At 60.3% G+C, this 14,096-nt stretch carries 13 protein-coding genes; 7 read left to right on the plus strand and 6 right to left on the minus strand.

Features of this window, described 5'->3' with window-relative positions:
• Positions 1-69: 69 nt before the first annotated feature.
• From ACR0DX_RS05745 to ACR0DX_RS05770, 6 genes are all read left to right on the plus strand, one after another.
• A complete protein-coding gene (locus tag ACR0DX_RS05745) occupies positions 70-948 on the plus strand; it encodes an RNA polymerase factor sigma-32 (protein WP_170353475.1) in 879 nt (292 codons plus the stop codon).
• Positions 945-1,760: a ChaN family lipoprotein gene (locus ACR0DX_RS05750; RefSeq protein ID WP_170353474.1), complete on the plus strand. Its 816-nt coding sequence runs from the start codon at positions 945-947 to the stop codon at positions 1,758-1,760. The genes ACR0DX_RS05745 and ACR0DX_RS05750 overlap by 4 nt, the downstream gene beginning before the upstream one ends.
• 63 nt (positions 1,761-1,823) lie before the next feature.
• Positions 1,824-3,020: a bifunctional phosphopantothenoylcysteine decarboxylase/phosphopantothenate--cysteine ligase CoaBC gene (coaBC, locus tag ACR0DX_RS05755; protein WP_170353473.1), complete on the plus strand. Its 1,197-nt coding sequence runs from the start codon at positions 1,824-1,826 to the stop codon at positions 3,018-3,020.
• Positions 3,021-3,035: 15 nt separating this feature from the next.
• Positions 3,036-3,491: a dUTP diphosphatase gene (dut, locus tag ACR0DX_RS05760; protein ID WP_480845457.1), complete on the plus strand. Its 456-nt coding sequence runs from the start codon at positions 3,036-3,038 to the stop codon at positions 3,489-3,491.
• Positions 3,491-4,528 (plus strand): molybdopterin-synthase adenylyltransferase MoeB, encoded by a 1,038-nt coding sequence (locus ACR0DX_RS05765; RefSeq protein WP_170353471.1) that lies wholly within the window; start codon positions 3,491-3,493, stop codon positions 4,526-4,528. Before dut ends, ACR0DX_RS05765 begins: the two co-directional genes overlap by 1 nt.
• Before the next feature lie 58 nt (positions 4,529-4,586).
• Positions 4,587-6,599 (plus strand): M3 family metallopeptidase, encoded by a 2,013-nt coding sequence (locus ACR0DX_RS05770; RefSeq protein ID WP_170353470.1) that lies wholly within the window; start codon positions 4,587-4,589, stop codon positions 6,597-6,599.
• Here ACR0DX_RS05770 and ACR0DX_RS05775 read toward each other — a convergent pair.
• Genes ACR0DX_RS05775 through ACR0DX_RS05800 form a run of 6 tightly spaced genes read right to left on the minus strand, consistent with a single transcriptional unit; the run spans position 6,588 to position 13,152 of the window.
• Positions 6,588-7,520, minus strand: coding sequence for a 2-hydroxyacid dehydrogenase (locus ACR0DX_RS05775; protein ID WP_480845459.1), 933 nt, complete (start codon positions 7,518-7,520; stop codon positions 6,588-6,590). The two genes, ACR0DX_RS05770 and ACR0DX_RS05775, sit on opposite strands and share 12 nt — an antisense overlap.
• A gap of 15 nt (positions 7,521-7,535) precedes the next feature.
• Complete coding sequence (gene rodA / locus ACR0DX_RS05780) at positions 7,536-8,675, minus strand: rod shape-determining protein RodA (protein WP_170353468.1); 1,140 nt, start codon at positions 8,673-8,675, stop codon at positions 7,536-7,538.
• Complete coding sequence (gene mrdA, locus ACR0DX_RS05785; protein WP_170353467.1) at positions 8,672-10,621, minus strand: penicillin-binding protein 2; 1,950 nt, start codon at positions 10,619-10,621, stop codon at positions 8,672-8,674. Before mrdA ends, rodA begins: the two co-directional genes overlap by 4 nt.
• The gene (locus ACR0DX_RS05790; RefSeq protein ID WP_170353466.1) at positions 10,621-11,154 is read right to left on the minus strand and encodes a rod shape-determining protein MreD; all 534 of its coding nucleotides are present in this window, start codon (positions 11,152-11,154) and stop codon (positions 10,621-10,623) included. The genes mrdA and ACR0DX_RS05790 overlap by 1 nt, the downstream gene beginning before the upstream one ends.
• On the minus strand, positions 11,147-12,049 hold the full coding sequence (gene mreC, locus ACR0DX_RS05795; protein WP_170353465.1) for a rod shape-determining protein MreC: 903 nt from the start codon (positions 12,047-12,049) through the stop codon (positions 11,147-11,149). The genes ACR0DX_RS05790 and mreC overlap by 8 nt, the downstream gene beginning before the upstream one ends.
• Before the next feature lie 56 nt (positions 12,050-12,105).
• Positions 12,106-13,152 carry a rod shape-determining protein gene (locus ACR0DX_RS05800; RefSeq protein ID WP_039523195.1) on the minus strand — a complete coding sequence of 349 codons (1,047 nt, stop codon included), beginning with the start codon at positions 13,150-13,152 and terminating at the stop codon, positions 12,106-12,108.
• A 155-nt stretch (positions 13,153-13,307) separates the two neighbouring features.
• Here ACR0DX_RS05800 and ACR0DX_RS05805 point away from each other — a divergent pair, with 155 nt between their 5' ends.
• Complete coding sequence (locus ACR0DX_RS05805; protein WP_170353464.1) at positions 13,308-14,093, plus strand: 23S rRNA (adenine(2030)-N(6))-methyltransferase RlmJ; 786 nt, start codon at positions 13,308-13,310, stop codon at positions 14,091-14,093.
• The last annotated feature ends 3 nt before the right edge of the window (positions 14,094-14,096 follow it).

The following is a 14,096-nucleotide window of genomic DNA, read 5'->3' on the forward strand; positions in this document are numbered from 1 at the left end:
TTTGTCCTGCGTATCGACCACAAGTCGACAAGGCAAGGCTGGCTAGGCCTGCGAAAATGGGAGGCTTCCATGGCTCTGGATAATACAAACGATTTTTCGATGTCGCGACAGGCGATGAAAGCGGAACTGCTGGATGCAGAAACCGAGCTGAAACTGGCGTATGCGTGGCGAGATCATCGCGACGAGCAAGCCCTGCATCGCTTGATTACCGCCTATATGCGGCTGGCGATTTCCATGGCGGCCAAATTCAAACGGTACGGCGCGCCAATGAACGATCTGATCCAGGAGGCCGGTCTGGGCCTTATGAAAGCCGCCGACAAGTTCGACCCGGACCGGGGCGTGCGGTTCTCGACCTATGCAGTCTGGTGGATCAAGGCCAGCATTCAGGATTACGTGATGCGCAACTGGTCGATGGTGCGAACCGGCTCGACCTCATCCCAGAAATCTCTGTTTTTCAACATGCGTCGTGTGCAAGCCCGGCTGGAGCGTGAGGCCGCGACGGATGGAATGGATTTGGACCGCCATCAGTTGCATCAAATGATCGCCGCAGAAATCGGTGTGCCTTTGCGTGACGTCGAAATGATGGAAGGCCGCCTTTCGGGATCGGATTTCTCGCTGAACGCGGTGCAATCTGCGGATGAGGATGGTCGAGAGTGGATTGACGCGCTGGAAGATGAGCGCGAACAGGCTGCCGAAATGGTCGAAAACAGCCATGATATGGAACAGCTGCGCCATTGGCTGGTCGCCGCGATGCAATCGCTCAACGAGCGCGAGCGGTTTATCGTCCGCGAACGGAAACTACGTGAGCCTTCGCGTACCTTGGAAAGCCTGGGGCAGGAATTGGGTCTTTCAAAAGAACGGGTGCGTCAGCTTGAAGCGGCGGCATTCGTAAAAATGCGCAAGAACCTTGAAGCGCAATCGCGCGAGGTGCAACACTTCATCGCATGAGACAGTTTGCGATTCTGCTGTGCGCGTTTGTGGTTGCAGCCGGTATAGGCCGGGCTGAAGGTTTGATTCCGGATGACGTCGCCGATGCGATGCGTGCGGCTGACGTGGTGATCCTGGGTGAAATCCACGACAACCCGCAGCATCACATCGTCCAAAAAGAAGCATTAGAGATCGTCAACCCCTCGGCCGTGGTCTGGGAAATGGTCACCGAAGAGGGCGCGCAACGGCTGGCTCAGAAAGCTGCGACCAACCCCGAGGAATTGGACCGTATTCTGAAATGGGCCGAGATGGGGTGGCCTTCCCTCAGCATGTATTACCCGGTCTTTCAGGCTACTGATGCGCCGGTCTATGGGGCGATGGTTCCCCGTGCGGCGGCGCGCGCTGCAATGGAACGGGGTGCTGCCACGGCGCTGGGCGCGGATGCGGCGCGCTATGGGCTGACAGTGCCTCTTTCGGCTACGGATCAGGCTGCACGCGAGGCCGATCAACTGGCGGCGCATTGCGATGCGCTCCCGCAAGAGGCGCTGCCTCAGATGGTTGCAATCCAACGTTTGCGCGACGCGGTTCTGACGCGTTCGATCTTGCGTGCCGATGACGAAACAGGCGGGCCGATTGCTGTGATCACCGGCAATGGGCATGCCCGCAAGGATCGCGGGATTCCGACGTTCACGTCCCGGCTGCGCCCTGGTTTGAAAGTCTTTGTGTTGGGGCAGTCCGAGGATGGCGCGATCTCAGGCGAGTTTGACGCGGTGATCGACAGCCCTTCGGTCGAACGCGAAGACCCCTGTCTGGCATTCCAGACGCAGAATTAACCGCTGGAACTGTCTGGCCTGCTTGCCTAATGTCAGGGCCGACCGGGACGGGAAGGGCTGAACATGCTGGCATCGAAACGAATTCTGCTGATCATCGGCGGAGGCATCGCAGCCTATAAATCACTGGATCTGATCCGACGCCTGCGTGAACGCGGCGCGGCTGTGACCCCGGTTCTGACCCGCGCGGCTGAAGAATTCGTGACGCCTTTGTCCGTGTCTGCCTTGGCCGGAGAGAAGGTCTATCGCGATCTCTTCGATCTGACCGATGAGGCCGAGATGGGCCATATCCAACTGTCCCGCTCCGCCGATCTGGTGGTCGTCGCCCCGGCCACTGCCGATCTGATGGGCAAAATGGCGGGTGGGTTGGCCAATGACATGGCCTCGACCCTGCTGATGGCGACCGACACGCCGGTTTTGAGTGCGCCCGCGATGAATGTACGGATGTGGGATCACCCAGCGACGCAGCGCAATCTGGCGCAATTACAGGCGGATGGTGTCCGCTTTGTTGGCCCGAACGAGGGCGACATGGCCTGTGGCGAATACGGCCCCGGCCGCATGTCCGAACCGCTTGAGATCGTCGCAGCGGTTGAGGGCGAGTTGGGCGGCGGCCCGTTACAGGGCAAGCGTATTCTGGTCACGTCTGGCCCCACACATGAACCTATTGATCCGGTGCGCTATATCGCCAACCGGTCCTCGGGCGCGCAGGGAACGGCGGTGGCGCGGGCGCTGGCCGTGTTGGGGGCAGAGGTGGTGTTTGTCACCGGCCCTGCGGATGTTGCCCCGCCTCAAGGGGTGCAGGTGGTCGCGGTCGAGACCGCACAACAGATGTCGGATGCGGTGGACGCCGCCTTGCCCGTGGATGCGGGCGTCTTCGCGGCAGCTGTGGCGGATTGGCGGGTGGCCAGCGCCTCGGACCGGAAGCTGAAGAAAACCCGCGACGGTTTGCCTGCGCTGGAGTTTGCAGAAAACCCAGACATTCTGAAACGCGTCTCGCATCTGGAAACGGGTCGCCCCGCGCTGGTCGTGGGCTTCGCGGCCGAAACCGACAATGTGATCGACCACGCCACCGCAAAACGTGCGCGTAAGGGGTGCGACTGGATCGTGGCCAATGACGTCAGCCCCGCCACCGGCATCATGGGCGGGTCTGAGAATGCGGTCACGCTGATCTCGGACGCAGGGGCCGAAGAATGGCCGCGTATGGGCAAGGACGACGTGGCCGAGCGTTTGGCGCGCAAGATCGCTGACGCGCTGACCGCGTGAGGGAAAGGAAACAAGATGGTTGCAATCCGTGTGATCCGCGAGGGCGGCTCTGACCCCTCAGTTCCGTTGCCGTCCTACGAAACCACCGGCGCGGCGGGGGCCGATGTGCGGGCCAACCTGCCGGGTGGCGCGTCGATGACGTTGGAGCCTGGGCAGCGCGCCCTGGTTCCCACCGGTCTGCGGATCGAAATCCCGAATGGCTATGAGGTGCAGGTCCGCCCAAGGTCCGGGCTGGCGTTGAAACACGGGATCACGTTGCCTAACACACCGGGTACAATCGACAGCGACTATCGCGGCCCGCTTGGCGTAATCGTACTGAATGCGGGGCAAGAGGTGTTCGAGATCACCCACGGTGAACGCATCGCGCAACTTGTCGTGGCCCCGGTCGTGCAGGCCACGTTTGAGTCTACCGATACACTCAGCGATACCGAACGCGGCGCGGGTGGGTTCGGCTCGACCGGGCGGGGCTGATGTTGCTGGTTTTCGTTCTGGCCGCAGGGCTGTGGGGCGTTGGCTATCTGGCTGGCGTGTCGCGCAGCGCGCGGATGACATCCGTCGGGGTGATGCTGTTGGGCGTGATCACGGCGCAACTGGTTCTGCCGGATGGCCACCCCTTGCGTCAGGCGACTGGCGGCTCTGCAGCGATGTGGCTGATCTTGGGTGGTTTCGCGGTTCTGGTTCTGGTTTATGGAAGGGTGCTGAAAGCGTTGCGAAACCGTGCAACGCCCGCCACGAAGGAGCCCGCCATGCCATCCGACCAATTCTCAGAGACCGAACTGGAACGTTATGCCCGCCATATCGTGCTGCGGGAATTGGGCGGGCCGGGTCAGAAAAAGATGAAACAGGCCCGTGTGCTGGTCATCGGCGCAGGTGGTCTGGGCGCGCCTGCCTTGCAATATCTGGCCGCAGCCGGGGTTGGAACCATCGGTGTGATCGACGATGACGAGGTTGAGAACGCGAACCTGCAACGTCAGGTGATCCACCGCGACGCGGATATCGGGATGCCCAAGGTGTTCTCGGCCCAGCAAGCAATGCTGGCGCAGAATCCAAACGTGACGGTGCTGCCCTATCACCGCCGTCTGACCGATGAGATTGCCGCAGACCTGTTTGCCGATTTCGATCTGATCCTCGATGGCACTGACAATTTCGACACGCGCTATCTGGCCAACCGCACGGCGGTTGCGCTGGGCAAGCCGCTGATCTCGGGTGCGCTGTCGCAATGGGAAGGGCAACTGAGCGTCTTTGACCCCGCTCATAACGCCCCCTGCTATCAGTGCATCTTCCCCGAGGCCCCGGCCCCCGGATTGGCCCCGTCGTGTTCCGAGGCGGGGGTGATCGGCCCTCTGCCCGGCGTGGTGGGATCGATGATGGCGGTTGAGGCGATCAAGGTGATCACCGGGGCGGGGCAGGCCCTGCGCGGTGAAATGCTGATCTATGACGCGCTTTATGGGGAAAGCCGCAAGATCACACTGTCACGCCGCGCCGATTGTCCGATTTGCGGTAAGTGAGCGCGCGCACTGGATCATTCCACCTTGCGTTCCTAGGTTGTGCTCAAAGGAGAGTTTCATGACCAACCCGATCCTGTCCAACTGGACCACACCGTTTGAAATCGCGCCCTTCGACACGATTGCCGACAGCGATTTCGCGCCCGCGCTCGATGCGGCCCTAGAGGCCCACAACGCGCAGATCGACGCGATTGCGGACAACCCCGGCGCGCCCAGCTTTGCAAACACGGTTGAGGCGCTTGAGGCCGCAGGCGAGCAATTGGACAAGGTCCTTTCCGTCTTTTTCACCGTGGCCGGGGCCGACAGCAACCCGGCGCGCGAGGAACTGCAACGAGACTTCTCGCCCAAACTGGCGGCGCATTTCTCGGGGATTTCGTCGAACAAAGCACTGTTTCAGCGGGTGGCCGATCTGTGGGCGCGCAAGGATGATCTGGGCCTGACGGACGAACAGGCGCGGGTGCTGATGCTGACCCATCGCGGCTTCGTGCGCGCAGGCGCGGCGCTGACCGGGGATGCAGACGCAAGGATGCAGGAAATCAAGGCGCGGTTGGCCTCGCTGGGGACGTCCTTCACTCAGAATCTGCTGGCGGATGAGCGTGAGTGGTGCATGCCCCTGTCCGAGGATGATCTGGAAGGTTTGCCCGATTTCGTCGTTGATGCCGCCCGGGCTGCCGGGCAAGAAAAGGGTGCAGACGGCCCGGTTGTGACCCTGTCACGATCAATCATCGTGCCCTTCCTGCAATTTTCGCCCCGCCGTGATTTGCGTGAGGTTGCGTGTAAGGCCTGGACCGAGCGTGGCGCCAAAGGGGGTGAAACGGACAACCGCGAGATCGCCGCTGAAATCCTTTCGCTACGCGAAGAACGCGCCAAGCTGTTGGGTTATGACAATTTCGCGGCCTACAAGTTGGAAACCGAGATGGCCCGCACTCCAGACAAGGTGCGTGACCTGCTGATGCAAGTGTGGGAGCCCGCCAAGGCCCGCGCGGATGCGGATGCCGAGACCCTGACGCAGATGATGCAGGCGGACGGGGTCAATGGCCCACTGGCCGCGTGGGACTGGCGCTATTATGCCGAGAAACGCCGCAAGGCCGAGCATGATCTGGATGAGGCGGCGCTGAAACCCTACTTGCAGCTGGACCGGATGATCGAGGCCGCCTTTGCCTGTGCCAACCGTCTGTTCGAGTTGGAGTTCGCGCCGCTGGACGTACCGCTCTACCACCCGGATTGCCGCGCGTGGGAAGTCACGCGCAACGGTCAGCATATCGCGGTGTTCATCGGGGATTACTTCGCGCGCGGGTCCAAACGATCCGGCGCGTGGTGCAGCGCGATGCGGTCGCAGGCCAAGTTTCCTAAGGTACAAGCTCCGGTCGTGATCAATGTCTGCAACTTCGCCAAGGGCGATCCTGCGCTGCTGTCATATGATGATGCGCGGACACTGTTTCACGAATTCGGCCATGCGCTGCATCAGATGCTGTCAGATGTGACTTATGAAAGCATCTCGGGCACATCAGTGGCGCGCGATTTCGTAGAACTGCCCAGCCAGCTTTACGAACACTGGTTGGAAGTGCCCGAAGTTCTGGCCGAGTTCGCCACCCATGCCGATACCGGCGCACCGATGCCGCAAGACATGCTGGACAAGGTGCTGAAGGCCGCCAATTTCGATCAGGGGTTTCAGACGGTCGAATATGTCGCCTCGGCGCTGGTTGATCTGGAATTCCACGACGGTGCGGCCCCCGCCGATCCGATGGCGAAACAGGCAAAGGTGCTGGAGGGTCTGGGAATGCCCCCGGCCATCGGAATGCGCCACGCCACCCCGCATTTCGCGCATGTGTTTGCGGGCGACGGCTATAGCTCTGGCTATTACAGCTATATGTGGTCCGAGGTCATGGACGCCGACGCCTTCGCTGCCTTTGAAGAGGCTGGAGGCGCATTCGACCCCGACCGCGCCAAGGCGCTGGAGGAAAACATCCTGTCCACCGGAGGCTCGCGCGAGGCCGAAGACCTGTATCTGGCCTTCCGTGGCCGGTTGCCGGGGGTCGAGGCGTTGCTGAAAGGACGCGGGCTAGTAGCCTAAAGCGCGGTCGACGAGGTGCAGGTAGGGCTCGCCTGCCTCACCGCGTCGAATGTTCTCAACGATCACCTGCGCGGCTGTCACCGGCCGCGTTTCCGAGGCGATATGCGGCGTGACCGTCACATTCGGATGCGCCCAATAGGGGTGGTCGATTGGCAAGGGTTCAACCCGGAAGACGTCCAGCGTGGCGTGGCCTATATGCCTAGCATTTAGCGCATCCAGCAGGGCGTGGTCGTCGATCAGAGGTCCGCGGCCGGGGTTGATCAGACACGCGCCCTTGGGCAGTAGGGCGAGGGTTTCCGCGTTCAGCAGGTTCTCGGTCGCCGGTGTGTCGGGCAGAAGTAGAACGGCGATTTCGGCGCTGGCCAGCGCGTCGCGCAGCCCTTCATCGCCGTGCAGGCAAGTGACGCCGAGGATGTCCTTGGACGAGCGGCTCCAGCCCGTGACGTTGAAACCCAACGCCGCCAGGGCCCGCGCGGATGTCTCGCCCAACATGCCAAGGCCCAGAATACAGACGGTACGTTCAGGGGCCAGCGGTGGGGCCTCGGGTGTCCATGTGCCGTCTTGCAGGGTGATATGGCGGTCCATCCCCAGATGATAACGCAGCACATGGCCGACCACCCATTCGGTCATGCCTTGCGACAGCCCGTGATCGACCATCCGCGCCAGCGGGACGGTCAGAGAGGCGTTGCCCGCGATCTTCTCGACCCCGGCCCAGAGGCTAAGCACGGCCTTGAGGTGCGTATAGGGGGTGAAATCCAGCAGCCCTCCATTCGGGGCATAGACCACATAGTCGACCTGATCGGCCGGCAGGTCGGTGGCAAGATGGGCATCCACGCCTGCTTGTTCCAACCCTTTGGTCAGCAGTGGTTCATACACGGGCCACAATTCAGGGCGCGCGGAAAACAGAACGTTTACGGGCATCGGGGGCCTTTCAAATCAGCGGGGACGGTGGATATGGGCGCTTTGCACAATACCGAAGGCCGCCATCAGAACAAGCATCGCCGAGCCACCGTAGCTGACCATCGGCAGGGGTACTCCCACCACCGGGGCCAGCCCCATCACCATCGACATGTTGACTGCAAAGAACAGGAAGAAGTTCAACGCGATGCCCAGCGTCACCAGCGACGAGAATCTGTCCTTGGTCGACAGTGCCGTGACTAGGCAGAACACAAGGATCAACCCGTATAGCGTCAGCAGGGTGATGCCGCCGACAAAGCCGAACTCTTCGGCCAAGGTGGTAAAGATGAAATCGGTGTGTTTTTCCGGCAGGAAGTTCAGGCGCGATTGAGTGCCTTGCATGAAGCCGCGCCCATTCCAACCCCCTGATCCCAGCGCGATCTTGGACTGTGTGATATGATACCCTGCGCCCAGGGGATCGGTCGATGGGTCCAGAAACGTATCAATGCGACGGAACTGGTAGTCTTTAAGCAATTGCCACTCGGTCCCGCGGCTGTTGAACACAGTGGCGATTAGGCCGACCACCGCCGCGATGACGGCGGCAAAATAGGCCCAGTGGACACCGGCTAGGAACATCAGACCTCCGCCCGCCGCAAGCAGCAGGATCGACGTGCCCAGATCGGGCTGCTTCAGGACCAGCGCCGTCGGGATCAGGATCAGCGCAACCGGGATCAGAACCCATATCGGGCGTGAGGTTTTATGCGAAGGGAGCCAGTCGTAGTAAGCGGCCAATACCATCACCAACGCCACTTTCATCACCTCGGAGGGTTGCAGCCGCATGAAGCCCAGATCAATCCAGCGCTGCGCGCCCATACCGATTGTTCCGAAAAGCTCAACCATGATCAGCAGCCCGATCGAGCCCAGATAGGCCAAAACAGACATGTTTCGCCAGAACCAAATCGGAACCAGCGCGATGATGAACATTACTGTGAGGCCCAGACCAAAACGCTCCATCTGGGGCTCGGCCCACGGGGTCCAGGATCCTCCGGCCACGGAAAACAGCATCAGGAACCCGGCGCTGGCTGTGCTGATCAGCAAAAGCGTCAGAGGCCAATTCATGTACAGGAACTTGCGGAACCCCGATGGCGTGGATTTGACGGCGTATTCAAGATAGCTCATGCGCGGTCCTTTGTGGTTGGACGCGCTTTGGGGCGGCGGTCGCCTTCAAGCTGTTTCTGTTGTTCCTTTATGCGTTCCCGGTCTGCGACAGGATAGGCTTCGAGTGGGGGCGTGCCGTTGTATAGCGCCTGTAGCATAATATCCCGCGCGACGGGTGCGGCGGCCTTAGAGCCGCCTCCGCCGTGTTCCACAACAACAGCGATTGCGTATTTCGGTTTGTCATAGGGGGCAAAGCTGACGAACAGCGCGTGGTCGCGGCGTTCCCATGGCAGGTCTTCATTTCGGATCACGCCTGCGGCACGTTCGGCCTTGGTGATGTTGCGCACCTGACTGGTGCCGGTCTTACCAGCCATGCGCAGATCGTCGGCAATGATGCGGCTGCGATAGGCTGTACCACCCCGATCATTCGAGACCGAGAACATGGCCTTGCGCACCTGTTCAAGATTGTTTGGGTTCACCGCCAAAGGTTCACCCAGGCCCGAGGGTACTTCGACCCCATTGATCGAACGAACAAGTCTTGGTTTCACTTCACGTCCCGTGGCGATCCGTGCAGTCATGACCGCAAGCTGCAGAGGTGAGGCCAGCATGAAACCCTGACCAATCGACGCATTTGCTGTGTCGCCCACAAGCCAGCTTTCACCGTGTACCCGCTCTTTCCATGCCTGGTTCGGGGCCAGCCCGGCCGCAACTGCCGACATCGGAATGTCATGTTTGACGCCCAGCCCGAAAACACGCGCCATGTCGGAAATCTTGTCGATACCGGTCCGCAGTGCCACATCGTAATAATAGACATCACAGCTGCGCTTGAGCGAAAGGTTCAGATCGACAGTCCCATGCCCGCCGCGCTTCCAGCAGTGGAAACGGCGGCTACCCACCTTTAGATGGCCGGGGCAATAAACGGTATTGCCGGGGCCGATCACTCCGGCCTCAAGCGCGGCCATGGCGGTGATCATCTTGAAGGTTGATCCCGGAGGGTACGTGCCTTGGACTGTCTTATTCGCAAGCGGGCGGTAATTGTCTTGAGTGAGGGCTCGGTAATCCCCAACCGAGATACCGCGCACAAACAGGTTCGGGTCGAAACTGGGTGCTGAACTGATCGCGCGGATATCGCCGGTCTCACAGTCGATCACCACGGCTGCGGCGCTTTCACCCGCCAATCTGGCCTGCGCGTATTGCTGCAGGTCAGCATCAACTGAAAGCTGCAAGTCTGCTCCGGCCTCGCCTTCTTGCCGGTCCAATTCGCGCATGACGCGACCGGTGGCGTTGACTTCGACCCGCTTGGCCCCGGCCTTGCCGCGCAGGGTGCTTTCCTGCTTGGCCTCAAGTCCAACCTTGCCGATTTGAAAGCGGGGGATGCGCAAAACCGGCTCGGGGTCGTCGATCTGGCTTAGGTCATAATCACTGACTGGGCCGACATATCCGACCACATGGGCAAAATCCTCGTAGCGCGGATATTGCCGCGTCATGCCGACTTCGGGTGTCACCCCCGGCAGAGCGGGCGCATTGACGGCGACTTTCGAGATATCCTCCCACGTGACCTGATCAGCCAACGTGACCGGAAGAAACGGGGCTGAACGGCGCATCTCGGTCTTGGCGCGTTCCATTTCGTCTTCGGTCAGCGGAATCAGGGACGACAGCCGCGTCAGTACTTCGTCCACATCGCCTGCGTCCTCGCGGACCATCACGATACGGTAGGAAGGTGAGTTTTGCCCGATGATCTGACCGTTTCGGTCATATATACGTCCGCGCGTCGGAGGGATCAGGCGAATGTTGATGCGGTTTTCTTCGGCCAGCAGGCGGTATTCATCGGCCTGATCGACCTGCATATAACGCATGCGGGCGGCCAAACCCCCGATAAAGGCAGCTTGCAACCCGCCAAGAATCAAGGCCCGACGGGGTAAGCGTTTATAGGCCAATCCTTGTGACTTGGGCTTCTGTTGCTTCATCAGCGTGCCCCCATCGTGCCGGTTTCGGCGGCGGATATGCGTTGAACGCCGAATGCGCTCTGTGTCAGCAGAACGATCAAGGGGTAAATAGCTATTGTCAGAACCACTTGAACCACGACTGGCCCCAATGCCGCCTGTTGCACGGACACAATAGCAAGAATAACGCGGTTGAGCACAAAAACTGCCGTGATCACCACCGCTGATGTCATCCACTCACTTGGAAAACCGGCATCCCTCATGCCCAGCGATGCTGTTCGCAGATAGGCCGCGCCCATTACCACCAATGCCGCCATCAGGCCCGGCGGACGCTGAAGCAACAGGTCGGCAGTCAGCATCACAACCGCTATCAGCGGAATCGGCACAAATTCGGGCCGGCGCATGACCCACGCGAACGTTAACGCGATCAGCAGATCGGGAAAGGGCCAGCGGTCCGGTTTCGTATCCAGCGGAAGGAGGTGCATGAACAAGATCAGCATTGCCAGAAACAGATACAATGCACGCTTGGTCCAAAGCTGAGACGCATTCCTATCCATCTCCGACCTCTGCTGGTGTCAGGGCGGCTTCGGGACGTCGTGGTCCGACGATATCCCCCGAGTCTTCGATGGCAGGAGCCGAGTGGAACCTCAGAACACGCAAGAATTCCAGCCGTTCGAAATCGGCAGACAGGCGTACGCGCAGGCGCCCGCCCGGATCGGCCGTGATCTGGCCGATCAGCAGGCCGCCGGGAAACACTCCGCCATCACCTGACGTGACAACACGGTCGCCCGGCCGTACAAGTTCGCGATTTTCCAGAAACTCGACGGCGGGTGCGGATGTGTTATCGCCCGCGATCAGTGCAGTCTGGCCCGAAGGCTGAATCGTCGCGGGAATGGCGCTTGAGGCATCGGTCAATAGGATGACCCGGGCCGTGTCGGGGCCAACGCCCGAGATGCGCCCCACCACGCCAATACCGTCCATCGTTGCCCAGCCATCCATTATGCCGTCGCGTTCACCAACATTCAGCAAAACCGATTGCCGAAAGGGTGAGCCGCTGTCGGCCATAACGACACCAGTGATATAGGTCAGGCGCGGGTCAAGCCGTACATTGTTAAGGTCCAGAAGGCGCGCGTTTTCCTGTTCCAACTGCAGTGCGGCCTCTTTCCAGGCGCGCATCAGGCGCAACTCGCTGCGCAGTTCCTGGTTCTGTTCGCTCAGCCGCTGATAGCTTTGGAAGTCACGGGCCAGATTGACGATTCCTGTGACTGGCACCATCGCCCATTCCATCGAGGGCACAACCTTGTCGACCACTTGCGCGCGGAACCGTTCAACCCGAGGGCTGTCGATGCGCCAGACGAGAAAGATGCCCAACAGGCAAAGCACAACAATCCCCAGCAACAAGCGGCGCAGAGGTGCCGTGTATTCATCGCGCTGTGATCGGTCGTTTGCCACAGGTTACCTTCCCGTGCTGCTCTTGCCCGAGTTCTTACCCCGAAAGGGTGCGCGCCTTAGCTTTCGTAGTCAATCGCGTGGCGCAGTTGTTTTTCGTATTCCAGCGCTTTGCCGGTGCCCAAAGCCACACAATTCAGGCTTTCATCGGCAATCGACACAGCCAGACCGGTCTGTTCGCGCAGGGCAAGGTCCAGATCGCCCAGCAGCGCGCCGCCGCCGGTCAGCATCACGCCCCGGTCCACGATGTCGGCGGCCAGATCGGGCGGTGTGGTTTCCAATGCAGTCATCACCGCTTCGCAAATCTGCTGGACAGGTTCTGAAAGGGCCTCGGCCACTTGGGCTTGGCTGATCTCGATTTCTTTGGGCACGCCGTTCAGCAGGTCGCGGCCCCGGATATGCATTGACTGGCCCCGACCATCGTCTGGCATCCGGGCGGTGCCGATGGTGGTTTTGATACGTTCTGCAGTAGATTCGCCCACCAGCAGGTTTTGCTGACGCCGCAGGTAAGAGATGATCGCCTCGTCCATACGGTCTCCGCCCACGCGGACCGAGCGCGCATAGACGATGTCGCCCAGCGACAGAACGGCCACCTCGGTGGTGCCGCCGCCGATATCGACAACCATGTTGCCGGTCGGATCAGTGATCGGCATGCCAGCACCAATGGCGGCTGCAATCGGTTCGGCAATCAGGCCCGCGCGGCGCGCACCTGCCGACAGAACCGACTGGCGGATCGCTCGCTTTTCAACCGGAGTCGCGCCATGGGGTACGCAGACGATGATTTTGGGCTTCGAGAAGGTCGAGCGTTTATGCACCTTGCGGATAAAGTGCTTGATCATTTCCTCAGCAGTGTCGAAATCGGCAATCACGCCTTCGCGCATCGGACGGATCGCCTCGATCGAGCCGGGGGTCCGGCCCAGCATCAGCTTGGCGTCTTCGCCCACGGCCAGAACCTTTTTGACGCCGTCCTTGACGTGATAGGCCACCACCGAGGGTTCTGACAGGATAACACCGCGTCCTTTGACATAAACCAGCGTGTTCGCCGTCCCAAGGTCAATCGCCATGTCCGCTGTGAACAGGCCGCCCAGATTGCCAAAGATTCCCATGTTTTCAATGATCCCGTTCGTCAAAATTTCCACTGCCCGCGACTCGACGGTTCCGGGACGGATGTCTTATAGGGTGCCATCTCGCCCGGTAAAAGGGCTGATTCCGCGTCAATCAGCACCTTTCCGCCTTAATGATAGGGACTTTAGAAGGCAACATGCTCTCATATCAACATATTTACCATGCTGGAAATCTGGCTGATGTGCAAAAGCACGCTTTGTTGGCATGGGTGCTGGAATATTTGACCCAAAAAGAGAAACCATTGACCTATCTCGAAACACATTCAGGTCGTGGTTTGTATCACTTGGACGCGGATGAAGCAGTGCGAACAGGCGAGGCTTTGGCCGGGATAAAGCGGGTGCAGCGCGAAGGTTGGTTCGCAGCGGATCATCCGCTGTCTCGTGCGCTGACGCAGGTTCAGGCGACACACGGACGGCACGCCTATGCGGGTTCACCCCTGATTGCGGGTAATTTGCTTCGCGATCAGGACAGCATGCATTTGGCCGAATTGCATCCACAAGAATTCGGCGCCTTGTCGCTGGCCGTGTCGCGGTTCGGAGCAAAAACCTACAAGCAGGACGGATATGAGTTGGCGCATTCGCTGCTGCCGCCAACGCCGCGGCGAGGGGTTCTGTTGATTGATCCGAGCTATGAGGTGAAGTCAGAGTATGACCGGCTGCCGGGTTTTGTCTCTAAAGTGCATCGGAAATGGAACGTAGGCGTTATTGCCTTGTGGTATCCAATCCTTGCGGACGGGCGGCACAAGTCGATGGTCGCGGCGCTGCAAGGGCAAGACTTACCAAAGGTCGAGTGTCACGAAGTCCGCTTTCCCGCCGCGCGCGAAGGGCATCGCATGATCGGATCAGGGATGTTCGTTGTAAATGCGCCATTCGGAATTGCGGATGAGATGCGCCGTTTGGATGCGTTGTTTGCCAAGCTCTGAAGA

The organism is Ruegeria sp. D3, from assembly GCF_056534465.1.